This window comes from Microbacterium sp. NPDC057658 (assembly GCF_042799975.1).
GTDB lineage: Bacteria > Actinomycetota > Actinomycetes > Actinomycetales > Microbacteriaceae > Microbacterium.
In genome coordinates this window covers 1769521-1791655 of record NZ_JBHVHT010000001.1, presented here as the reverse complement: position 1 = coordinate 1791655, position 22135 = coordinate 1769521, and the positions used below count along the sequence as shown (strand labels likewise).

Annotated in this window: 20 protein-coding genes; 8 read left to right on the top strand and 12 right to left on the bottom strand. The window is 71.6% G+C overall.

The annotated features are described in order from the left end of the window. The first annotated feature begins 19 nt into the window (after positions 1-19). Complete coding sequence (locus ACFU8V_RS08455; RefSeq protein WP_025103077.1) at positions 20-1342, top strand: bifunctional o-acetylhomoserine/o-acetylserine sulfhydrylase; 1323 nt, start codon at positions 20-22, stop codon at positions 1340-1342. 104 nt (positions 1343-1446) lie between these two features. After that, the gene (locus tag ACFU8V_RS08450) at positions 1447-2652 is read left to right on the top strand and encodes a homoserine O-acetyltransferase (RefSeq protein WP_378870434.1); all 1206 of its coding nucleotides are present in this window, start codon (positions 1447-1449) and stop codon (positions 2650-2652) included. Between the two features lie 6 nt (positions 2653-2658). On the opposite strand, the gene ACFU8V_RS08445 is transcribed toward ACFU8V_RS08450, so the two are convergent. From ACFU8V_RS08445 to ACFU8V_RS08425, 5 genes are read right to left on the bottom strand one after another with little or no spacing between them, the layout of a single operon-like run. Next, positions 2659-3264 (bottom strand): NUDIX domain-containing protein, encoded by a 606-nt coding sequence (locus ACFU8V_RS08445; RefSeq protein ID WP_085607197.1) that lies wholly within the window; start codon positions 3262-3264, stop codon positions 2659-2661. Between the two features lie 9 nt (positions 3265-3273). Then, positions 3274-4503 (bottom strand): MFS transporter, encoded by a 1230-nt coding sequence (locus ACFU8V_RS08440; protein WP_378870430.1) that lies wholly within the window; start codon positions 4501-4503, stop codon positions 3274-3276. Positions 4504-4512: 9 nt separating this feature from the next. Beyond that, complete coding sequence (locus ACFU8V_RS08435; RefSeq protein WP_062635094.1) at positions 4513-4845, bottom strand: thiamine-binding protein; 333 nt, start codon at positions 4843-4845, stop codon at positions 4513-4515. Positions 4846-4849: 4 nt separating this feature from the next. Then, entirely contained in the window at positions 4850-6088 is a 1239-nt protein-coding gene (locus tag ACFU8V_RS08430; protein WP_378870427.1) for a hypothetical protein, read from the bottom strand. Next, positions 6085-6915: an NAD(P)H-hydrate dehydratase gene (locus tag ACFU8V_RS08425; RefSeq protein WP_378870425.1), complete on the bottom strand. Its 831-nt coding sequence runs from the start codon at positions 6913-6915 to the stop codon at positions 6085-6087. Before ACFU8V_RS08425 ends, ACFU8V_RS08430 begins: the two co-directional genes overlap by 4 nt. 56 nt (positions 6916-6971) lie before the next feature. Between ACFU8V_RS08425 and ACFU8V_RS08420 the strand changes: the two genes are divergently transcribed. Then, positions 6972-8039, top strand: coding sequence for an NADH:flavin oxidoreductase/NADH oxidase (locus tag ACFU8V_RS08420; RefSeq protein WP_378870422.1), 1068 nt, complete (start codon positions 6972-6974; stop codon positions 8037-8039). Between the two features lie 59 nt (positions 8040-8098). Here the strand turns inward: ACFU8V_RS08420 and ACFU8V_RS08415 are convergent, their stop codons facing one another. From ACFU8V_RS08415 to ACFU8V_RS08405, 3 genes are all read right to left on the bottom strand, one after another. Continuing rightward, positions 8099-9160, bottom strand: coding sequence for a hemolysin family protein (locus ACFU8V_RS08415; RefSeq protein ID WP_025103069.1), 1062 nt, complete (start codon positions 9158-9160; stop codon positions 8099-8101). After that, positions 9157-10476 (bottom strand): hemolysin family protein, encoded by a 1320-nt coding sequence (locus ACFU8V_RS08410; RefSeq protein WP_085607187.1) that lies wholly within the window; start codon positions 10474-10476, stop codon positions 9157-9159. Before ACFU8V_RS08410 ends, ACFU8V_RS08415 begins: the two co-directional genes overlap by 4 nt. Positions 10477-10589: 113 nt before the next feature. Then, the gene (locus ACFU8V_RS08405; protein WP_378870417.1) at positions 10590-12044 is read right to left on the bottom strand and encodes a GuaB1 family IMP dehydrogenase-related protein; all 1455 of its coding nucleotides are present in this window, start codon (positions 12042-12044) and stop codon (positions 10590-10592) included. Between the two features lie 161 nt (positions 12045-12205). Between ACFU8V_RS08405 and ACFU8V_RS08400 the strand changes: the two genes are divergently transcribed. Continuing rightward, a complete protein-coding gene (locus ACFU8V_RS08400; RefSeq protein ID WP_378870414.1) occupies positions 12206-15889 on the top strand; it encodes a multifunctional oxoglutarate decarboxylase/oxoglutarate dehydrogenase thiamine pyrophosphate-binding subunit/dihydrolipoyllysine-residue succinyltransferase subunit in 3684 nt (1227 codons plus the stop codon). Between the two features lie 62 nt (positions 15890-15951). On the opposite strand, the gene ACFU8V_RS08395 is transcribed toward ACFU8V_RS08400, so the two are convergent. The 3 genes from ACFU8V_RS08395 to ACFU8V_RS08385 are packed head-to-tail and all read right to left on the bottom strand — an operon-like array spanning position 15952 to position 18205. After that, a complete protein-coding gene (locus tag ACFU8V_RS08395; protein WP_249522072.1) occupies positions 15952-17253 on the bottom strand; it encodes a GNAT family N-acetyltransferase in 1302 nt (433 codons plus the stop codon). A gap of 47 nt (positions 17254-17300) precedes the next feature. After that, positions 17301-17546, bottom strand: a complete 246-nt coding sequence (locus ACFU8V_RS08390) for a zf-HC2 domain-containing protein (RefSeq protein ID WP_025103064.1) — start codon at positions 17544-17546, stop codon at positions 17301-17303. Continuing rightward, positions 17543-18205 carry a sigma-70 family RNA polymerase sigma factor gene (locus ACFU8V_RS08385; RefSeq protein ID WP_025103063.1) on the bottom strand — a complete coding sequence of 221 codons (663 nt, stop codon included), beginning with the start codon at positions 18203-18205 and terminating at the stop codon, positions 17543-17545. Before ACFU8V_RS08385 ends, ACFU8V_RS08390 begins: the two co-directional genes overlap by 4 nt. Positions 18206-18271: 66 nt before the next feature. Between ACFU8V_RS08385 and aroA the strand changes: the two genes are divergently transcribed. Genes aroA through bcp form a run of 3 tightly spaced genes read left to right on the top strand, consistent with a single transcriptional unit; the run spans position 18272 to position 21145 of the window. Beyond that, positions 18272-19588: a 3-phosphoshikimate 1-carboxyvinyltransferase gene (gene aroA / locus ACFU8V_RS08380; RefSeq protein ID WP_338565808.1), complete on the top strand. Its 1317-nt coding sequence runs from the start codon at positions 18272-18274 to the stop codon at positions 19586-19588. A gap of 3 nt (positions 19589-19591) precedes the next feature. Next, positions 19592-20662: a ribosome small subunit-dependent GTPase A gene (gene rsgA / locus ACFU8V_RS08375; protein WP_338565807.1), complete on the top strand. Its 1071-nt coding sequence runs from the start codon at positions 19592-19594 to the stop codon at positions 20660-20662. Between the two features lie 9 nt (positions 20663-20671). Next, positions 20672-21145 (top strand): thioredoxin-dependent thiol peroxidase, encoded by a 474-nt coding sequence (bcp, locus tag ACFU8V_RS08370; protein ID WP_102208316.1) that lies wholly within the window; start codon positions 20672-20674, stop codon positions 21143-21145. Between the two features lie 15 nt (positions 21146-21160). On the opposite strand, the gene ACFU8V_RS08365 is transcribed toward bcp, so the two are convergent. Continuing rightward, on the bottom strand, positions 21161-21547 hold the full coding sequence (locus tag ACFU8V_RS08365) for a hypothetical protein (protein WP_025103059.1): 387 nt from the start codon (positions 21545-21547) through the stop codon (positions 21161-21163). 230 nt (positions 21548-21777) lie between these two features. Between ACFU8V_RS08365 and ACFU8V_RS08360 the strand changes: the two genes are divergently transcribed. Then, positions 21778-22026, top strand: a complete 249-nt coding sequence (locus tag ACFU8V_RS08360) for a WhiB family transcriptional regulator (protein WP_017203224.1) — start codon at positions 21778-21780, stop codon at positions 22024-22026. The last annotated feature ends 109 nt before the right edge of the window (positions 22027-22135 follow it).

The window sequence follows — 22135 nt, the reverse complement described above, 5'->3', positions numbered from 1 at the left end:
ACCGTTCCAGGGGGAACACATGTCCGCACCCGAGACCTGGCGTTTCGAGACCAAGCAGATCCACTCGGGCGCCGCCCCCGACCCCGTCACCAAGGCCAGGGCGACCCCGATCTACCAGACCACGTCCTACGTGTTCGACAGCGCCGACCATGCCGCGAACCTCTTCGCGCTCGCCGAGTTCGGCAACATCTACACCCGCATCCAGAACCCGACCCAGGACGTCCTGGAGCAGCGCCTCGCCGCGCTCGAAGGGGGCACCGGCGCCCTCGTCCTCTCCAGCGGTCAGGCCGCCTCGACCTTCGCGATCCTCAACATCGCGCAGGCCGGCGACCACTTCGTCGCGTCGAGCTCGATCTACGGCGGCACCTACAACCTCTTCAAGTACACCCTCGCCAAGCTCGGCATCGAGGTCACCTTCGTCGAGAACCAGGACGACCCCGAGGAGTGGCGTCGCGCCGTCCGCCCGAACACGAAGCTCTTCTTCGCGGAGACGATCGGCAACCCGCAGATCAACGTGCTCGACATCCGCACGGTCGCCGACATCGCGCACGAGAACGGCGTCCCGCTGATCGTCGACAACACGATCGCGACCCCGTACCTCATCCGCCCGTTCGAGCACGGCGCCGACATCGTCGTCCACTCGATCACGAAGTTCCTCGGCGGCCACGGCACCACGATCGGCGGCGTCGTGATCGACGGCGGTTCGTTCGCGTGGTCGGAGAACGTCGAGAAGTTCCCCGGACTCACCGAGCCGGACCCGTCGTACCACGGCGCCAGCTACACGGCCGCGGTCGGCGACCCGCTCGCCTACATCATCAAGGCCCGGGTCCAGCTGCTCCGCGACCTCGGCTCGGCCATCGCCCCGCAGAGCGCGTGGAACCTCATCCAGGGTGTCGAGACGCTGTCGCTGCGCATCGAGCGCCACGTGCAGAACGCCCAGGAGATCGCCGAGTGGCTGGACAGCCGCGACGACGTGGCCGCGGTCAACTACTCCGGCCTGCCGTCCTCGCCCTGGTACGCCAAGGCGAACGAGTACGCCCCGAAGGGTGTCGGCGCCGTGCTGTCGTTCGAGCTCAAGGGCGGTGTCGAGGCCGGACGCGAGTTCGTCAACAGCCTCTCCCTGTTCAGCCACCTCGCCAACATCGGCGACGTGCGCTCGCTCGTCATCCACCCGGCCTCCACGACGCACGCCCAGCTCACCCCGGAGCAGCAGCTCACCGCGGGCGTGACCCCCGGCCTCGTGCGCCTGTCCGTGGGACTCGAGAACATCGAGGACCTCAAGGCCGATCTCGACCAGGCGCTCGCCGCCGCCCGCGCCGTCTCCGAGGCCGCGCGCGCCTGAGCACCCTCTCCGCGAAGGCCCCGGACCGCACGGTCCGGGGCCTTCGTCGTCCCCGGTGTCGTAACCTGCGGGCCGGGACAGACCGGCCAGGCGAGAATGGAGACATGGACTGGCAGACGACCTCCGAGGACACGGTGCCGTCGGCACCGGTGACGGAGGCCGACGTCCGGCTGCTCCGTGCCCGGCCACCGGCCACCGGCGCCTGGCGCGACGGCGACCCCGTCGGCGGCCGCCGGTTCGCCGCGTTCGGCGCGTTCGACACGGAGAGCGGGGCCCGGCTCCCCGGCATCCGCCTCGCGTACGAGAGCTGGGGCGAGCTCAACGCCGCACGCGACAACGCCGTGCTCGTCCTGCACGCCCTCACCGGGGACAGCCACGTGCGCGGAGAGGCCGGTGCCGGCCACCCGACGGCCGGCTGGTGGGAGGACGTCGTCGGCCCCGGTGCGCCCCTCGACACCGACGAGTGGTTCGTGATCGCGCCGAACATGCTCGGCGGCTGCCAGGGATCGACCGGCCCCGCGAGCATCGCCCCGGACGGCTACGAGTGGGCGTCGCGCTTCCTCTACCTCACCATCCGCGACCAGGTCGCCGCGCAGGTGCGCCTGGCCGACGCGCTCGGCATCGACAGCTGGGCGGCGGTGATCGGCGGCTCGATGGGTGGCATGCATGCGCTCGAGTGGGCCGTGACGCAGCCGGACCGCGTGCAGCGCCTCGCCGTGCTCTCCTCGCCCCCGGTTACGACCGCCGACCAGATCGCGCTCAACACCGTGCAGCTCGAGACCATCCGCATGGACCCGCGGTTCCAGGGCGGCGAGTACTACGACCTCGCGGACGGCGACGGCCCGCACCGCGGCCTGGCCCTCGCCCGCCGCATGGCGCTGCTGAACTACCGCAGCCCGATCGAACTCAACCAGCGATTCCAGCGCTCCTGGCAGTCGGACGTGTCGCCGCTCGGCCACGGCGGACGCTTCGCCGTGGAGTCCTACCTCGACTTCCACGGGAACAAGTTCACGCGCCGCTTCGACGCCAACAGCTACATCACCCTCGTCGAGGCCATGAACTCGCACGACGTCGGCCGGGGCCGCGGCGGCGTGGAGGAGGCCCTGAAGGCGGTGACCGCGACGACCCTCGTCCTCGGCATCGACAGCGACCGCCTCTTCCCCGTCGACGGTCAGCAGCGGATCGCCCGGAGCATCCGGAACGTGCTCGACGGCGAGGCGGTGGTGCTCACGAGCGACTTCGGCCACGACGGGTTCCTCATCGAGACCGAGGCCGTCGGCACGCACCTGCGGCGCCTGCTCGACGCCTGACCCGCGTCAGGCCGGGTCGAACCGCCACGGCAGGGTGTGGGCGTGGAGGGTCCCCTGCGCCCAGCCGAACGCCCGGCCCCCGTCGCGCACCTCCGTCTGGAACAGCTCGACCGCCCCGCCGGAGGCCAGCGCGGCCTCGACGTCGGTGAAGGCGGAGAGCCGGTGCAGCGTGAGCCAGGTGGGCGGGAAGAGCCGCCACTCCCCCGCCGCGTGCCGCTCGAAGGCCGTGTCCGGTGACACCCAGGCGAGCTCGACGACCTCGTCGGCGGCAGGCGACGGCTCGACGTCCGGCGCGAGGGCGAGGAAGAACCAGGTGCGGATCCGCACGGGCGCCTCCGCGGGCGGGCGCCACTCCGACAGAGGCACCAGGTCGTCGACGACGAGTCCGACCTCCTCCGCGGTCTCCCGGGCGGCGGCCCGGCGCGCGTCCTCGACGTCCGCCGCGCCCGCCCGCCGATCCTCCGGCTCGACCTTCCCCCCGGGGAACACCCAGGCGTCCGCGAAGGAGCCGCGCGACGGACGGCGCAGCAGCAGCACCTCGAAGCCCCCGGGACTCGGGCGCAGCAGCACGACGGTTCCGGCGAGGGGGAGGTCGTCGTCGGGAGCGGTCACCCCGTCACTCTACGACGCGAGGACCGGCGTCTGCGCGACCCGCCGTGGCTCCACGCGGTACGACACCAGGGCGATGAGGAGTCCGGCCACCGCGAGCACCGCCCCGGTCCACGCCGGTGCCGTGAAGCCCCAGCCGACCGCGATCACGATGCCGCCGAGGAAGGCGCCGAGGCTGTTGCCGATGTTCAGGGCGGAGTGGTTCATGGCCGCCGCGATGGACTGGTTGTCGCCGGCCACGTCCATCAACCGCGTCTGGATCGTCGGGCTGAGCACGGACGAGACGAACCCGACGAGGACGACCACGAGGCTCAGGCTCACGATCCAGAACGAGAGCACGGCGAGGAGGGCGAACACGACGGCCATCGCGGCGAGGCCCAGCAGCAGCGTCCGGCGGAGGTCGATGTCGGCCAGATGACCGCCGACGAGGTTCCCGCCCGTCATGCCGAGCCCCATGAGCACGAGCACGATCGGCACGACCCAGTCCGGCGATCCGGCCACCTCCGTCACGAGCGGGGCGATGTAGCTGTAGACGGCGAAGAACCCGCCGAAGCCGATCGCCCCGACGCCGAGCGTGAACCAGACCTGACCGATGCGGAACACCCCGAGCTCCGCTCGCATCGTGCGTCCGGGGTTCCCCGGGTGCGCGGGCACGAACAGCGCGATGAAGACGGTGGCGAGCGCGAAGACGAGCGCGACGACCGCGAAGGCGGCCCGCCAGCCCCACTCCTGGCCGAGGAAGGTGCCCAGCGGCACGCCGACGACATTGGCGACCGTGAGACCGGTGAGGATGAACGCGACGCCCTTGGCACGGTTTCCCGGCCCCATCACGTCGGCGGCGACCAGCGCGCCGATGCCGAAGTACGCGCCGTGCGGGAGCCCGGCGAGGAAGCGCGAGACCCCGACGAGCTCGAACGTCGGCAGCACCACGGTGAGGGCGTTGAAGACGGTCAGCGCGAGGGCGAGCACGATCATCATCCGATGCCGCGGATAGCGGGCGACGAAGCCGGCGATGGTCGGGGCGCCGATGACCACGCCGAGTGCGTACAGCGAGATCAGCCAGCCGGCCTGACTCAGTGCCTCCTCCTGGCTCGACGCCCAGACGGACGGGAGGAGGTCGGCGGCGATGTTCGGCAGCAGGCCCATGACCACGAACTCGGTCATGCCGATGCCGAAACTGCCGATGGCGAGGGAGAGGAGCGCCCACTTCGCCGCACCCCTCGAAGGTGTCGAGGGATTCACCGGTTCAGCTTACCGGTCGTCGGACTCCTCGATCGCCGCCTCCAGACGCTCGACCTTGGCGTCGAGCTCTCCCGTGTACCCGGGGCGGATGTCCGCCTTGAGGACGAGCGACACCCGGGAGCCGTACGGCAGGACCGCCTCGGTCGCGCGCTTGACCACGTCCATGACGGTGTCCCAGTCGGGCCCCTCGATCTCGGTGAACATGCTCGTCGTGCGGTGCGGGAGGCCCGACGCGCGGACGACGCGCACGGCCGCGGCGACCGCGTCATGCACGGAGGCATCGGTGCGCTCGGCACCATCGGCGGGCGTGCCGCTGGGGGCGACGGAGAAGGCGATCAGCATGGGTTCACTCCTGGGTTCGGGGACGACGGACGGCGGGGACCCGCGCGAGCGCGACGGCGCTCACGGCGGCGAGGACGACGAGCAGGGCGTTGCGCATCGTGAGCAGCAGGACGGGGGCGGCTTCGGCACGCAGAAGCCCGTCATAGCTCAGCGGATACACGAGACACGTCAGCAGGCACAGGGCGAGCACGAGGGCGGCGGCGGTGCGCGCCCGGCGGCGGTCGAGCACGAGCCACAGGATCACGGGGGCGAGCAGCCAGGTCTGGAACTGCGGCGAGCCGACCTTGTTCAGGGCGATGAGCACCGTCACCAGGAGCAGGGCCAGCGGCGGGAAGAGTCGCGCGAACGAGGCGCCGCGGGCGGCCTTGACCCCGCCGACGACGGTGACGACGGCGGCGGCGAGCACCAGGAGCGGGGTGAGGATCGTCGCGAGGGCCTCCGCGCCCGGCGCGACGATCTGGAAGGTGAGGATGTCGTAGCTGTACTCGATGCGGGCGGCCCCCGTCAGGGCCATCCAGAGGAACGGGGTCGCGGCGACCGCCTCGATCTGGAGTCCCCGGCCCGTCTGCGCGGTGAGGACGCCGAGGATCTCGGTGTCGGCGCCGAGCAGCAGGAGCACCACCACCACACCGGCGGTGACGACCGCGGCGGCCAGGAGCATCCGCAGCCGCGCCCTCCCGGCCACGACCGCTGCGAGGAGGAGGGCACCGGGCCAGATCTTGATCCAGGTGCCGATGGTCAGCAGCGCCGCGGCGATGGTCGGGCGGGTCACCAGCCAGAGGCCGGCCACGACGGCGATCGGCACGGTGACGGCATCGATGCGGTACAGCGCGATGGGTCCGAGGAGCAGCAGCGCCGCGCACCAGAACCACGCGGCGGTGCGCCGCGACCGCACGTGTCCACGCCCGACGAGGACGGCGAACGCGACGGCGTCGAGCACCGTGACCAGCAACGCCCAGCCGATCAGGTACGCGCCGGAGACGCCGAGCAGCGGGAGGAGCGGGGCGGCGAGCACGGCCGCGAGCATCATCGGCAGGAGCGCGAGCTGCGGATACACCCAGGACTCCGTGACACCCACGATCTCGCCGCCGCTCCACGCGGCCGTCGCCCAGGGCTCGTAGACCAGCACGACGTCCCCCATGGGCTGGCTCGGGTAGACCCAGCCCAGCCATGCGGTCAGGACGTGGACGAGGAGGAAGGCGATCCACAGCGCGAGCACGCTCCCCCGAGCCGTGGTCCTCACGACAGGAGGTCCGCGACCGCGCGGGGCAGCGCCTCCGCGACGTCGAGCGCCACGATCGGATGACCGCTCGCGCCCGCGGTCGCCGCGGCGGCGAGGCGGGCGGCGTACCCGTGCAGCCAGACGGCCGCCGCGGCGGACTCGACGAGCGGGCCGTCCGGATTCGCGGCGATCACGGCGGCGACGATCCCGGCCAGCACGTCCCCCGTCCCGGCCGTCGCGAGCCACCCGGTCCCCGCCTCGACGGCGATGAGCGTGCCGTCAGGTGCGGCGAGCAGGGTGCGTGCGCCCTTCCGCAGCACCACGCCGTCGATCGCGGCGGACACGTCGCGGACGTCGGCGAGATCGTCCCCCGCCCCGTCGATGCCGACGCGCTCGCGCAGCCGCGCGAACTCCCGACCGTGCGGCGTGGCGACGAACGGAGCGCGGGCGGTCGGCGCCAGATCGAGCGCTCCGGCGTCGATGACCACGGGGACGTCGCCGTCGACGATCTCCCGCAGCGCCTGCGCCTCCGCCGTGCTCCGGTCGTCCGGATCGGTCCCGGAGCCGATCACCCAGGCACCGATCCGCGTGCGTCCGGCATCCGGCCCGCCGACGGTCTCCGGGCGTCGTGCCAGCACCGCCGCCACCGCCGACGGCGCGCCCACGTAGCGGACGAAACCGGCACCGGTGCGCCAGGCGGCCTCGACGCCCAGCACCGCCGCGCCGGGGTAGGCGGCCGATCCGGTGCGGATGCCCACGACGCCCCGCGAATACTTGTCGTCCTCGGCGGTCGGCGCGCGGAAGAACCGCGCCGCGTCGCTGCGGGACCACTCGCGCACGTCGCTCATGACTCCACGTTAGCCCGACGGCCCTGTCCCGTCCGCGTCGGCGGTACCGTCGAACGGTGAGTCTTCTCTTCTCCCCGCTGACCATCCGGTCCACCACGTTCCGCAACCGCCTCTGGGTCTCCCCCATGTGCATGTACAGCGCCGTCGACGGCGTGGCGCAGGAGTGGCATCACACGCACCTCGCGCAGTTCGCCTCGGGCGGCGCCGGGCTCATCGTGGCCGAGGCCACGGCCGTCGTGCCGGAGGGGCGCATTTCCCCGCGCGACCTCGGGCTGTGGGACGACGCCCAGCGCGACGCCCTCGCCCCGATCGTGCGAGCGATCCACGACCGCGGGGCCGCCGCGGGCATCCAGCTCGCGCACGCCGGGCGGAAGGCCTCCACCTGGTGGCCCTGGGCCGAAGAGCGCGGCTCGGTCCCCGCCGCCGCGGGCGGGTGGACGACCACCGCCCCGTCCGCGGTGGCCTACGAGGGGTTCGCCGCGCCGGTCGCGCTGGACGCGGCGGGCATCGACCGCGTCGTCGATGGGTTCGCCGCGGCGACCCGTCGGGCGCTCGAGGCCGGCTTCGACGTCATCGAGGTCCACGGCGCCCACGGCTACCTCCTGCACCAGTTCCTGTCGCCGCTGTCGAACCTCCGCGAGGACGAGTACGGCGGCTCGCTGGAGAACCGGGCCCGGCTGCTGCTGCGCGTCGTGGACGCGGTACGCGAGGCGGCCGGCGAGGGTGTGCCGGTCTTCGTCCGGATCTCGGCGACGGATCACGCCGAGGGCGGGTTCACGCCCGAGGAGGCCGCGACGGTCGGCGGCTGGGCGACCGCGCGCGGCGCCGACCTCATCGACGTCTCCAGCGGCGGCCTCGTCGCGCATCAGCGCATCAGCGTCTCCCCCGGCTACCAGGTCCCGCTGGCCGAGACCGTCCGCCAGGGCGGGCGGATCCCGGTGTCGGCCGTGGGCCTCATCACCGCCGCCGCCCAGGCCGAGCAGGTGCTCGCCGACGGGGCGGCCGACGCGATCTTCGCCGGACGGGAGTGGCTGCGCGACCCGCACTTCGCGCTCCGGGCCGCGCACGAGCTGGACGACGAGGTCGCCTGGCCGCCGCAGTACGAACGCGCGCACTGGCGCTGACGCCCACGACGACGGCCGCCGGTTCCCGAGGGAGCCGGCGGCCTTCGCGTGTCCGGATGTCAGTGGCCGCGGACGCGACGGGTCGCGTCCTGCACCTCGCCGACGAGCTCCTCGAGGATGTCCTCCAGGAACAGCACGGCGGTGGTCTCCCCCCGGGCGTCGCGGACCTTGGCGAGGTGGCGACCCGCCCGTCGCATGACGGCGAGCGCGTCCTCCAGATCGGTGTCCTCCTGCACGGGCACCATGTGGTGGATGCGCTTGCCGGGGATCGGCTCGAGCACCTTGGCCTCGGCATCCGGGCCCTCCGAGGCCCGCAGGATGTCCTTGAGGTGGACGTAGCCGATCGGGACGTCCTCGTCGTCGACGATCACGTAGCGCGAGAACCCGTAACGGGCCACCGCCTTCTCGATGTCGTCGGGCGTGGTCGTCTGCGGCAGCGTGACGAGGTCGCTCAGCGGCACGGCCACGTCGCGCGCCTTCTTGTCGGTGAACTCCACCGCGGCCGTCACCGTGCCCGCGGTGTCCATCAGCACGCCCTCACGGCGCGACTGGTTGACGATGGTCGCGACCTCGTCGAGGGTGAACGTCGACGCCGCCTCGTTCTTCGGCTCCACGCGGAAGAGGCGCAGCACGCCGTTCGCCGCCGCGTTCAGCAGCCAGATCACCGGCATGAACACCTTCGACACCCACACCAGCGGCGTCGCCAGCAGCAGCACGGCCCGGTCCGGAATCGAGAACGCGAGGTTCTTCGGCACCATCTCGCCGAACACGACGTGCAGGAACGACACGATGAGCAGCGCGATCGTGAACGACACGACGTCCACCGCGCCGTCCGACCAGCCCAGCGCGTGCAGCGGCACGGCGAGCAGGTGGTGGATGGCGGGCTCGGACACGTTCAGGATGAGCAGCGAGCAGATCGTGATGCCGAGCTGCGAGGTCGCGAGCATGAGCGTCGCGTGCTCCATGGCGTACAGCGCCGTCTTGGCCGGGCGCGACCCGCGCTCCGCCTTCGGCTCGATCTGGGAGCGCCGCGCGGAGATCACCGCGAATTCGGCGCCGACGAAGAACGCGTTCGCCGCCAGCAGGACGACGAGCCAGGCGAGGCCTCCCCAATCGCTCACAGGGACACCCCCTCGATGACGACGGCATCCGGTCTCGGGACGTAGCGCACCCGATCCACGCGGCGGCCGTCCATGCGGACCACCTGCAGCGTGCCGCTCTCCAGGGGCACCTCGTCGCCGACGACCGGCACCCGCTCGAGGACGCTCATGACGTAGCCGCCGACCGTGTCGTACACATCGCCCTCCGGCACCTCGACGCCTGCGCGGCTGCGCAGCTCGTCCGGACGCAGCTCGCCGGGGAAGGTCACCCCGTCGCGGTTGCGGATGATGCCGGCCCTCGTCCGGTCGTGTTCGTCGGACACCTCGCCGACCAGCTCCTCCACGAGGTCCTCCAGCGTCACGATCCCTGCCGTCCCGCCGTACTCGTCCACGACGACCGCGAGCTGGTATCCGCGACCGCGGAGGTCGGAGATCAGGGCGTCGACGTGGGCGGTCTCCGGCACGCGCAGCGGATCGGTCGCGAGAGCACCGACGGGCACCTCGGCCCGGCGCTCCCGCGGCACCGAAATGGCGGCCTTGAGGTGCACGACGCCCGTGATGTCGTCGAGGTCCTCGTCGAAGACCGGGAAGCGGCTGTGGCCGGTGCGCCGCGCCAGCTGGATCACGTCGTCGACCGAGTCGCCGGCGGCGATCGCGTGCATGCTCGGGCGCGCCGTCATGACGTCGGCCGCGGTGAGCCGCGAGAACGTGAGCGTGCGGTCCAGCAGCGTCGCGGTGTCGGCCTCCAGCACTCCGGCGCTCGCCGACCGTCGCACGAGGGAGGAGAGCTCCTCCGCGCTGCGGGCGCCGGAGAGCTCCTCCTTGGGCTCGATGCCCATGCTGCGCAGCACCCCGTTGGCGCTGCCGTTGAGCACGACCACCGCCGGCTTGAACACGGTCGTGAAGGCGATCTGGAACGGGACGACGAGCTTCGCCGTGGCCAGGGGCAGCGCCAGCGCGAAGTTCTTCGGGACGAGCTCGCCGAGGATCATCGAGAGCACCGTCGCGACGAACATCGCCACCACGGTCGCGATCGGAGCGACGGCGGCTTCCGGGATGTTCCAGGCGACCAGCGTGGGGCGCAGGAGGTTGGACAGCGCCGGCTCCATCGTGTATCCGGTCAGCAGCGTGGTCAGCGTGATGCCGAGCTGCGCGGAGGAGAGATGCGTCGAGGTGTGCCGCAGGGCGCTGATCGTCAGGGAGAGGCGGGACTCGCCTCGCGCCTGCCGTGCTTCCAGATCCGCGCGGTCGAGGTTCACGAGGGCGAACTCGCTCGCGACGAAGAGGCCGGTGCCGACCGTGAGCAGAAGCCCCACGCCCAACATGATGTAGTCCATCAGATCTTCCTCTCCGGGGAGAGAACGGGACGGTGGGGCGATGTTCGGCAACTGGGAGGGTCGTCCATAGTGCGCTCGATTCTACAGAAGCGGACTGTGGTCGCGGCAGGTGATCACCAGCTGACCGGCAGCGCCTTGCCCTCCTCGTAGCCCGCCGCCGACTGCAGTCCGACGAGAGCGCGGTCGTGGAACTCCGGCACGGTCGCGGCCCCGGCGTAGGTGAAGGACGACCGCACGCCCGACGTGATCATGTCGAGGAGGTCCTCGATTCCCGGGCGCAGCGGGTCGAGGTAGATCTGGGAGGAGGAGATGCCCTCGGCGAACAGCTCCTTGCGCGCGCGCTCGTAGGCGTCGAGCCGACCAAACCGCGCCTGCACGGCCTTGGTCGAGGCCATCCCCCACGATTCCTTGAACAGACGACCGTCCGCGTCGCGCTGAAGCTCCCCCGGGGCCTCGATCGTCCCGGCGAACCAGGAGCCGACCATGACGGAGGCCGCACCGGCCGCGAGCGCGAGGGCGACGTCTCGCGGGTAGCGCACCCCGCCGTCGGCCCAGACATGCGCTCCGGCCTCGGCGGCGGCCTGCGCGGTCTCCAGCACCGCGGAGAACTGGGGACGACCGACCGCCGTCATCATCCGCGTCGTGCACATCGCCCCTGGTCCGACGCCGACCTTGAGGATCGAGGCACCCGCGTCGACGAGATCCCGCACGCCGTCCGCGGTGACGATGTTCCCCGCGACGATGGGGAGCCCGAGCCCGAGGGACGCGACCTCCTGCAGCGCCCGGAGCATGCCCTCCTGGTGGCCGTGCGCGGTGTCGACGACGAGCACGTCCACCCCGGCCGCCGCGAGCGCCTTCGCTTTCGCCCCGACGTCGCCGTTGATGCCGACCGCCGCGGCGACGGCGAGGCGCCCGTCGGCGTCCACGGCCGGCCGGTACAGCGTGGCGCGGAGGGCGCTGCGGGCGCTCAGCGTCCCGACGAGGTGGCCGTGGTGGACGACCGTGACGACCTCGACGTCCGCCTCGGTGATGACGTCGAAGGCGTGCCGTTCGGAGCCGATGTCGTCCGCGTCGATGGACGGCGTGCCCCGGTGCACGAGGTCGCCGAGCTGCGCGTCGGGCAGCGCGGTCGCGAGACGGGTGGCCGGGAGCACCCCGACGATGCGGTCGACGGGGAACGGCGCCGCGCCGGAGGCCACGACGATGCCGTGGCCGGGGGCGGCGGGGAGCAGGCGGAGGGCGTCGGCGACCGTCGCCTCCGGGGGCAGCACGAGCGGCGTGTCCCAGAGCACCGGCTGCCCCTTCACGTCGCGGATCGCGGCGTCGAGCTCCTGGAGCGGGAGGTCCTGCGGCAGCACGCCCAGCGCCCCTCGGCGCGCGAGCACGGCGGCGATCCGCGGCCCGGTCACCGAGTTCATGTTCGCGGCGACGAGCGGCAGCGTCGCCGGGGTGCCGTCGTGCGGAGCGAGATCGACCTGGAGGCGACTGGTGACGGCCGAGCGGCGTGGCACCAGGAAGACGTCCGAGTAGGTCAGATCGACGGTCGGCTGCGCACCTGAGAACTCCATGTCTCCACGGTACCCAGATCGGCGCGCCACGGGTCGTGCTGTTCGACGTCTCCTCGGTCGAAACAGGTTAGGCTTGGTGGTCGAGAGTGTGCGGGCCCGAGCGCATCCTGCGTCGTGCGTCCGCATCGGAGATCTTCAGCGATGAAAGAGGGCGATAGAGCGTGTCGAACCAGGTGACCGGCGTCGGTGGCGACGGGGGGTTCGGAGCCAATTCCTGGCTCGTCGAAGAGCTCTACGAGCAGTTCAAGGAGAACCGCGACTCGGTCGACAAGGAGTGGTGGCCCATTCTGGAGAAGTACCACTCCGAGACCACGGCCGCCGGAGGCGCTGCCGCTCCCGCCGCGACCGCGGCCCCCGCGCACCCCGTGACCGCTCCCATCCCCGTGATCGGAGCACAGCCCGTCGCCCGCACCACCGCGAAGCCGGCGGCGGCCGCGCCGATCCCCGCCCAGGCGCCGAAGCCGAAGCAGGAGTCCAAGGAGACGCAGCAGCCGTCCGAAGAGGACAAGGTCACCCCGCTGCGCGGTCTGCCGAAGACCCTCGCCGCGAACATGGACGAATCGCTCACCGTCCCCACCGCGACGAGCGTCCGCACGGTCCCGGCCAAGCTGATGATCGACAACCGCATCGTCATCAACAACCACATGGCCCGCACCCGCGGCGGCAAGGTCAGCTTCACCCACCTCATCGGCTGGGCGCTCATCCGCACCCTCGACGAGTTCCGCAGCCAGAACGTCTTCTACGCCGAGATCGACGGCAAGCCCTCCGTCGTGGCCCCGGCGCACGTCAACCTCGGCATCGCGATCGACCTGCCCAAGCCGGACGGCACCCGCGCCCTCATGGTCCCGAGCATCAAGCGTGCCGACACCATGACCTTCACCGAGTACCTCGCCGCCTATGAGGACCTCGTCACCCGCGCCCGCGCCAACAAGCTCACCGCCGCCGACTTCCAGGGCACCACGGTCTCGCTCACCAACCCGGGCGGCATCGGCACGGTGCACTCGGTCCCGCGTCTCATGAAGGGCCAGGGCTGCATCATCGGCGCCGGCGCCCTCGAGTACCCCGCCGAGTTCCAGGGCGCGAGCGACAAGACGCTCAACGAGCTCGCGATCGGCAAGACCATCACGCTCACGAGCACCTACGACCACCGTGTCATCCAGGGCGCCGGCTCCGGCGAGTTCCTGAAGAAGGTTCACGAGCTGCTCATCGGGCAGCGGGGCTTCTACGACGACATCTTCGCGGCGCTGCGCATCCCGTACGCGCCCATCCGCTGGAACCCCGACATCGCGGTCGACCTCGCCGAGCGCGTCGACAAGCAGTCGCGCGTGCAGGAGCTCATCAACTCCTTCCGCGTGCGCGGCCACCTCATGGCCGACATCGACCCGCTCGAGTACCGTCAGCGCTCGCACCCCGACCTGGAGATCGAGAGCCACGGCCTGACCTTCTGGGACCTCGACCGCGAGTTCGTCACGGGCGGGTTCGGCGGACGCCGCGTCGCCAAGCTCCGCGACATCCTCGGCGTGCTGCGCGACTCGTACTGCCGCACTCTCGGCATCGAGTACATGCACATCCAGGACCCGGAGCAGCGCCGCTGGTTCCAGGAGAAGGTCGAGGTCAAGTACCAGAAGCCCGGCCATGACGAGCAGCTGCGCGTGCTGCGCAAGCTCAACGAGGCCGAGGCCTTCGAGACCTTCCTGCAGACGAAGTTCGTCGGCCAGAAGCGCTTCTCGCTCGAGGGCGGCGAGTCGCTGATCCCCCTCCTCGACGAGATCCTCCAGGGCGCGGCCACGGCCGGTCTGGAGGGCGCCGCGATCGGCATGGCCCACCGCGGCCGCCTGAACGTGCTCACCAACATCGCCGGCAAGACGTACGGCCAGGTCTTCCGCGAGTTCGAGGGCACGCAGACCCCCGGCAACCAGCGCGGCTCGGGCGACGTGAAATACCACCTGGGCACCGAGGGCACGTTCGTCGCCGACGACGGCTCCGCGCTGCCGGTGTACCTCGCCGCCAACCCCTCCCACCTGGAGACGGTCGACGGCGTGCTGGAGGGCATCGTCCGCGCCAAGCAGGACCGCAAGCCCATCGGCACCTTCGCCTGGCTGCCCATCCTCGTCCACGGCGACGCGGCCTTCGCCGGCCAGGGCGTCGTCGTCGAGACCCTGCAGATGTCGCAGCTGCGCGGCTACCGCACGGGCGGCACGATCCACGTGGTCGTCAACAACCAGGTCGGCTTCACCACGACGCCGAGCGACGCCCGCACCTCGGTCTACGCCACCGACGTCGCCAAGACGATCCAGGCGCCGGTCTTCCACGTGAACGGCGACGACCCCGAGGCCGTCATCCACGTCGCGCAGCTCGCGTTCGAGTACCGCGAGCGCTTCCACCGCGACGTCGTGATCGACCTCGTCTGCTACCGCCGACGCGGGCACAACGAGGGCGACGACCCCTCGATGACGCAGCCGCTGATGACCGACCTCATCCAGGCGAAGCGCTCCGTCCGCCGCCTGTACACGGAGTCCCTCGTCGGTCGCGGCGACATCACCGAGGAGGAGTACGACGAGGCCAAGGCCGACTTCCAGAACCGTCTGGAGATCGCCTTCGCCGAGACGCACGCCGCCGAGACCGGCGCGACCCCGATCGCCCCCGAGGAGGCCCCGCAGGTCGAGGACCAGGTCGGAGCCCCCGAGGTCACCGGTGTCCCCGCCGAGGTCATCCGCCTCATCGGCGACGCGTTCGTGAACAAGCCCGAGGGCTTCACGGTGCACCCGAAGATCCAGCAGCTGCTGGAGAAGCGCCTCGACATGAGCCGCAACGGGAACATCGACTGGGGCTTCGGCGAGCTGCTCGCCTTCGGCTCGCTTCTGGTCGAGGGCACCCCGGTGCGCCTCGCCGGCCAGGACTCGCGCCGCGGGACCTTCGTGCAGCGGCACGCCGCGCTCCACGACCGTGCGAACGGCCAGGAGTGGCTGCCGCTGTCGAACCTGTCCGACGCGCAGGGCCGCTTCTTCGTCTACGACTCGCTGCTCAGCGAGTACGCCGCGCTCGGCTTCGAGTACGGCTACTCCGTGGAGGCGCCAGAGGCCCTGGTGCTGTGGGAGGCGCAGTTCGGCGACTTCGTCAACGGCGCCCAGTCGGTCATCGACGAGTACATCTCCGCCGCGGAGCAGAAGTGGGGTCAGCAGTCCAGCGTCACGCTCCTGCTCCCCCACGGCTACGAGGGCCAGGGACCGGACCACTCCTCCGCACGCATCGAGCGGTTCCTGCAGCTGTGCGCGCAGGACAACATGATCGTGGCCCGTCCATCGACCCCGGCGTCGCACTTCCACCTGCTGCGCCGGCAGGCCTACGCCCGCCCGCGCAAGCCGCTCATCGTGTTCACGCCGAAGGCCATGCTGCGTCTGCGCGGCGCGACGAGCCCGGTGGAGGCGTTCACCGGGGGCCGCTTCGAGCCGGTCCTCGACGACGACCGCGGTCTCGACCGTTCCGCCGTGAAGCGCGTGCTCGTGCACAGCGGCAAGGTGCACTGGGACCTCCGCGCCGAGCTGGAGAAGAACCCGAACCCGGAGATCGCCCTGGTGCGTCTGGAGCAGCTCTACCCGACGCCCATCGACGAGCTGAAGAAGATCACCGACTCGTACCCGAACGCCGAGCTCGTGTGGGTGCAGGAGGAGCCGGAGAACCAGGGCGCCTGGCCGTTCCTGGCTCTGGCCTTCGCGGACGTCCCCGGCGACCGCTCGTTCCGCCCGGTCTCGCGTCCGGCGTCGGCCTCGCCGGCGACGGGCTCGTCCAAGGTGCACGCGACCGAGCAGGCCGCGCTCATCCGCGAGGCGGTCACCCTGGGCTGACCGCCTCTCTGACGACGAAGGGCGCCCCGGCTTCGGCCGGGGCGCCCTTCTCGGTCCGTGGGTCAGTACCAGATGTCGAGGGACGGCGCCGGGAAGGCGACGAACGCACGGTCCAGTGCCTCGACGGCGTCCACCGGGCCCGTGATCCGGCCCGCTCCGTGCAGCGCGGCGACGCGGATGCTGCCGGCGTAGATCGACGAGAGCGCGGAGACGTCGAGGAGGAGGTCCGCCTCGGCGCCCGGAGCGTCCTCGATGTGCGCCCGCCCCTCCGCGTCGACGCGCAGGCGCCAGGTGCCCGCGGCGAATCCCAGGGGGTCCTCGATGCGGAGCACGGTGTCCAGGGGCGCGGCGTAGGTCCGGGCCGTGAGCGCGGCGGGGACGTCCAGAACGCGGAGCCACCCGTGGTCGTGCACCTCCTGGGTGACGCCGCGCGGGTCCGCGACCAGCCACGGCAGGGCGTCGTCGAGCGGTCGGAGATCGGCGGTCACCTCGTCGACGAGGTCGTGCTGCAGCGCGAACCGCCACAGCGCAGCCGTCGCTTCCGCCGTCTCGCCGACGAGCAGGCGCACGTGCGCTGCGAACCGGAACGTGCCGCCGCGCTCGCTGAGGTGGAAGGCCATCACGCCGCGCACCTGACCGGACTCGTCGCGATAGCGGACGCCGCGCACCCGATCCCGGTCGGTGTCGGTGCTCGTGAGCCCGCTGATGCCCGCCCAGCGGGCCGCCCACCCCGGGACCTGACCGGACCGCGCGGTACGGGCGCGCTCGTGCGCCTCCGCCAGCGCCTCGGCGAGCTCCTCGCGCTCGAGGTACTCCACGCGGCCGGCCGGGACGGGGCCCGCCCAGCCGGCGCGGCGCACATCCACGGTGAACCGCGCCACGGGGACGGCGGAGCCGAAGCCGTACCGGCCGTAGATCGTCGCCTCGGACACCGTGAGACCCGCGACGGGGAGGCCGGCATCGACGGCGGCACGCAGCTCGCCCTCCAACAGGGCGCGCGCGATGCCACGGCGGCGGTGCGTGCCGGCTACGGTGACCCCGCTGATCGCCCACATCCCGATCTCGCCGCCGGGGATCGTCAGCGGCGTCACCCAGGAGTCGATGGTCGCCACCGGGAAGCGGTCGGCCGGGGCGTCGGGCTCGTAGACGCCGATGTTGCGCCGGCTCCTCAGCGTGCCCACGCCCTCCTCACGAGCCGCCTCCGAGGGGTCGGCGCCGAGGAACCCGCGGGCCATCGCCCGCTGGAAGGCGGCGACGCGCGTGGAATCCGTCGTATCGAGGACCCGGTACTCGAGGCCCTCCCCCGCGAGGCGGTCGACGGACGTCTGGTCAGCGGGGATCCCGCGCGCATCGGTATGGGCCATGCACACAGCCTACGGGCGGTCTCCGACGCTCCGCGCCCCGGGGGCGCTCAGTGCTGCGCGGCCTGGACCTCGCGGAGCCGAGCGAACACCTGGTCGCGCAGCTCCTCCGGAGCGGTCTCCTTGCAGGCGCGGGCGATGACCTCGGTGAGGGTCGTCGCCACCAGAGCCTCGTCCCGGCACGCCGGGCAGTTCTCCAGGTGCTCGCGGATCTCGGCGTGCTCGGTCTTGCACACCTCGTTGCGGAGGTACTCCTCCAGATCCTGACGGGCCTTGTCGCAGCCGCAGTCGCTCATTTCTTGCTCCTCGGGTCAGCCGCGGCGATTCCCCGCTCCGCGGCGTAGTCGGCCAGCAGCTCCCGCAGCATCCGCCTGCCACGGTGCAGACGGCTCATCACGGTGCCGATGGGGGTCTTCATGATGTCGGCGATCTCCTGGTACGCGAAGCCCTCGACGTCGGCGAGGTACACCGCGAGCCGGAAGTCCTCCGGAACCGCCTGCAGCGCGTCCTTCACGACCGACGCCGGCATGCGGTCGATGGCTTCCGCCTCTGCCGACCGGCTGTGCGAAGCGGTGGTCGACTCCGCGCCGCCGAGCTGCCAGTCCTCGAGCTCGTCGATGGTGCCCTGGAAGGGCTCGCGCTGCCGCTTGCGGTAGATGTTGATGTACGTGTTGGTGAGGATGCGGTACAGCCACGCCTTGAGATTCGTGCCCTGCGCGAACGTCGACCACGAGCCGTAGGCCTTGACGAAGGTCTCCTGCACGAGATCGGCAGCGTCAGCGGGATTGCGCGTCATGCGCATCGCGGCGGCGTAGAGCTGGTCCATGAAGGGGAGCGCCTGCTCCTCGAACTCGCGCCGAGGGTCGCCGACGGTGGCTGCGGTTGCGGTGTCGTCCATCACCGGCCAGTCTAGGCGGCTGAGGTCGATCACCTCGCGTTCCAGCGTCGCAGGCATCCTCTTCCCTTCACACGGGGGCCGCCTCTCACGAGGACGGCGTTGCGTTTACTAAGGTGAGAACCGATGAGCGCCAAAAGGTATTCCCCCACCCGTGTGCAGGGCGCCTACCCCGCGCCCACGATCGACGGCCCGGTGCACGCCGAGCTCACGATCCCCGGCTCCAAGTCCCTCACGAACCGCGAGCTCCTCATCGCGGCGATCGCGGACGGCCCCGGCCGCCTGATCGCGCCGCTGCACTCCGACGACTCGCAGCGCATGGTGGAGGCACTCCGCGCACTCGGCGTCGGCATCGAGGAGGTCGACGCCGGTCATGAGTTCGGTCCCGACCTCGTGATCACGCCCGGCAAGCTCCGCGGCGGCACGACGATCGACTGCGGCCAGGCCGGGACCGTCATGCGCTTCATCGCGCCGCTGGCCGGCCTCGCGGAGCAGGACGTCCACCTCACCGCGCACGAGACGGCTCTGCACCGGCCCATGGGCGGGCTCATCAGCGCCCTGCGCGACCTCGGCGTCGACATCGACGACGAGGGCACCTGGGCCCTCCCGTTCACCATCCGCGGCCACGGCCACATCCGCGGCGGTCGCGTGGAGATCGACGCGTCGGCCTCCAGCCAGTTCGTGTCCGGGCTGCTGCTCGCGGCCCCGCGCTTCGACGTCGGCCTGCACCTCGTGCACACGGGCGAGCGGCTGCCGAGCCTGCCGCACATCGACATGACCATCGAGGCCCTGAGCCGCCGCGGCATCCGCATCGAGCGCCCCGCCGTGGGCGAATGGCTGGTGGAGGCCGGAGTCCCCCGTGCCAAGGAGATCCCGATCGAGCCGGATCTCTCCAATGCCGCCCCGTTCCTGGCGGCGGCCCTCGTCGCCGGAGGCTCCGTCGCGATCACCGGCTGGCCGGCGCACTCGACCCAGCCCGGAGCGCTGCTCCCCGAGATCCTGCAGGCGGCGGGTGCACACGTCAGCCGTCACGCCGGCGTGCTCACCGTGCGGGCCGGTTCCGGAATCCGTGGACTGGATCTCGATCTCTCCGCCGCCAGCGAGCTGACGCCGACCCTCGTCGGTCTCGCGGCCTTCGCCGACGGCCCCACGACCATCCGCGGCATCGGACACATCCGCCTCCACGAGACCGACCGGATCGCGGCGCTCGTCGGGAACCTGCGCGCGCTCGGCGGAACCGCCGAGGAGCTCCCCGACGGCATCCGCATCGTTCCCAGTCCGCTCCGGGGCGGCACCTGGGCCGCGCACCACGACCATCGGATGGCGACGACCGGCGCGCTGATCGGCCTCCGCGTCCCCGACGTGGTCATCGACGACATCGGCACCACCGCCAAGACCCTCCCGGAGTTCACGATGCTCTGGGAGCGGATGCTGCGAGGCTGACGGGTGAGCTGGCTGAACGACGACGACGACCTCGAGGACGACTTCGAGGACTACGACGAGAGCAGCATCCGCACGCGTCCGAACCCGAAGGCCAACCGGCCGCGCACCAAACGCCGTCCTGCGCACGAGGATGCGCAGATCGGCCGCGTCCTCGGCGTCGACCGGGGCCGGTACTCCGTCCTCCTCGACGAGGACACCCCGCAGGAGCGCACGATCACGGCCGCCCGCGCACGAGAGCTGCGGCGCACGCCGATCGTCACGGGCGACCGGGCCCGCGTCGTCGGTGACACCTCGGGCGACGAGGGCACGCTCGGCCGGATCGTGGGCATCGTCGAGCGCACCTCGCTCCTCCGCCGCAGCGCCGACGACACCGACGAGGTCGAGCGGGTGATCGTCGCGAACGCCGACCAGATGCTCGTCGTCGTCGCGGCGGCCGACCCCGAGCCCCGCGCCCGTCTCGTGGACCGCTACCTCGTCGCCGCATTGGACGCCGGCATCCGTCCCCTCCTCGTCGTGACGAAGACCGATCTCGCCGACCCCGCGCCGTTCCTCACGCACTTCGAGGGCCTCGATCTCCGGGTCTTCACGAGCGCACAGGACGAGATGCCGGTCGACGAGATCGGCGCCGCGCTCATCGGCCACTCGACGGTGTTCGTCGGACACTCCGGTGTCGGCAAGTCGACGTTGGTGAACGCCCTGGTGCCCACCGCGGGCCGCGCCACCGGACACGTGAACCAGGTCACCGGCCGCGGGCGACACACCTCCTCCTCCACCGTCTCGCTGCGCTACGAGAGCGCCGACGGCTCCGGCTGGGTCATCGACACCCCCGGCGTCCGCTCCTTCGGCCTCGGGCACGTCGACCCCGCGAACATCCTCGCCGCCTTCACCGAGCTCGCCGTCATCGCCGAGGACTGCCCGCGCGGCTGCACCCACCTCCCCGACGCGCCGGACTGCGCCCTCATCGAGGCGGCGGAGCGCGGCGAGCTGAGCGAGACGGGGCGCGCCCGGCTGGACTCCCTGCAGCGCCTCCTGCAGACCTTCGCCGACAAGGCGGAGCAGCCCCCCGGACGATAGGCTGGACGGGTGACCGAACGCCTGGAAACCGGAACCGCCGCCCCCGACTTCTCCCTGCTCGACCAGGACGGGAACACCGTCCGCCTGGCCGACCTCCGCGGCACGAAGACGGTGCTGTACTTCTACCCGGCCGCCATGACGCCGGGGTGCACGACGGAGGCCTGCGACTTCCGCGACAGCATCTCGTCGCTGCAGGGCGCCGGGTATCAGGTCGTCGGCGTCTCGCGGGACGAGCCGGCGAAGCTCGCCGCCTTCCGCGACCGCGACGGCCTCACGTTCCCGCTGCTCAGCGACCCCGACCACGCGGTGCACGAGGCGTACGGCGCCTGGGGCGAGAAGATGAACTACGGCAAGCTCGTCGAAGGCGTGATCCGCTCGACGTTCGTCCTCGACGAAGACGGCGTCATCACGAGCGCGCAGTACAACGTGAAGGCCACGGGCCACGTCGCGCGGCTGCGCAAGCAGCTCGGCATCGACGCCTGACGGGTCGGGTCCCGCTCACTCCGCTTCGCGGCGTGAGCCCTCCCGGCGTGCGCTCGCGATGAGGAGCGCGAAGCCCGCGACGGCCGGGATGCCGAGTCCGAGCACGAAGGCCCACGGGATGGGCGGCAGCGTGAGGGCTCCGAGCGCCAGGGCGATCGCGAGGACCTGGAACACCACGCCCCCGGATCGCGCCCAGGAGCGTCCCGCGCGGGTGCCGAACGCGAAGGCCGCGAGCGCGGCGGCGCCGATCAGCGTCAGGACGATGAGAGCGATGGCCGTCGGCAGCGACGCGGCGTCCCCCGCCCCGAGTCCGGCCATCTCGATCGCGGCGAACACGAGCAGGGCGATGGCTTCCACCGCCAGCACGGCGGCGGCGGCGCGGGCGATTCCCGGTGCGCGCACGGGTGTCCTCCCGGGGATCGAATGACGAGAAAACCCTTGATTTCAGGGTATTCATGTAACAGAATAGAGAAAGTCATGTGCTCCCACAGCGGCGTGGGGCGAACGTTCGCGTTCGCATCACAATCAGCGGGCATCCGCCCGTATCTCAACAGGGTAGCGGAACCCGAACCGTCACCCGAATCGAGAGGTCGCATCGCGACATCTCATGAAATCCACACCGAGGAGCCCCCATGGACTGGCGTGACAAGGCCGCCTGCCTGACCGTCGACCCCGAACTGTTCTTCCCCGTCGGGAACACCGGCCCGGCCGTCGACCAGATCGAGAAGGCCAAGACGGTCTGCGCGACCTGCACGGTCACCGAGATCTGCCTGCAGTACGCCCTGGAGACCAGTCAGGACTCCGGCGTCTGGGGCGGCCTCTCCGAGGACGAGCGTCGCGCTCTCAAGCGTCGCGCGGCCCGCGCCCGCCGCGCCTCCTGAGATTCACGGAAGCGGGGGGGGGAGCGGGGTCCGGACGCTTTTTTTGTTAAGGGGGGGGTGCGAGCTCCCATTAGCGTACCGGGAGGGGTGCTGACACCCCCCGACGCCT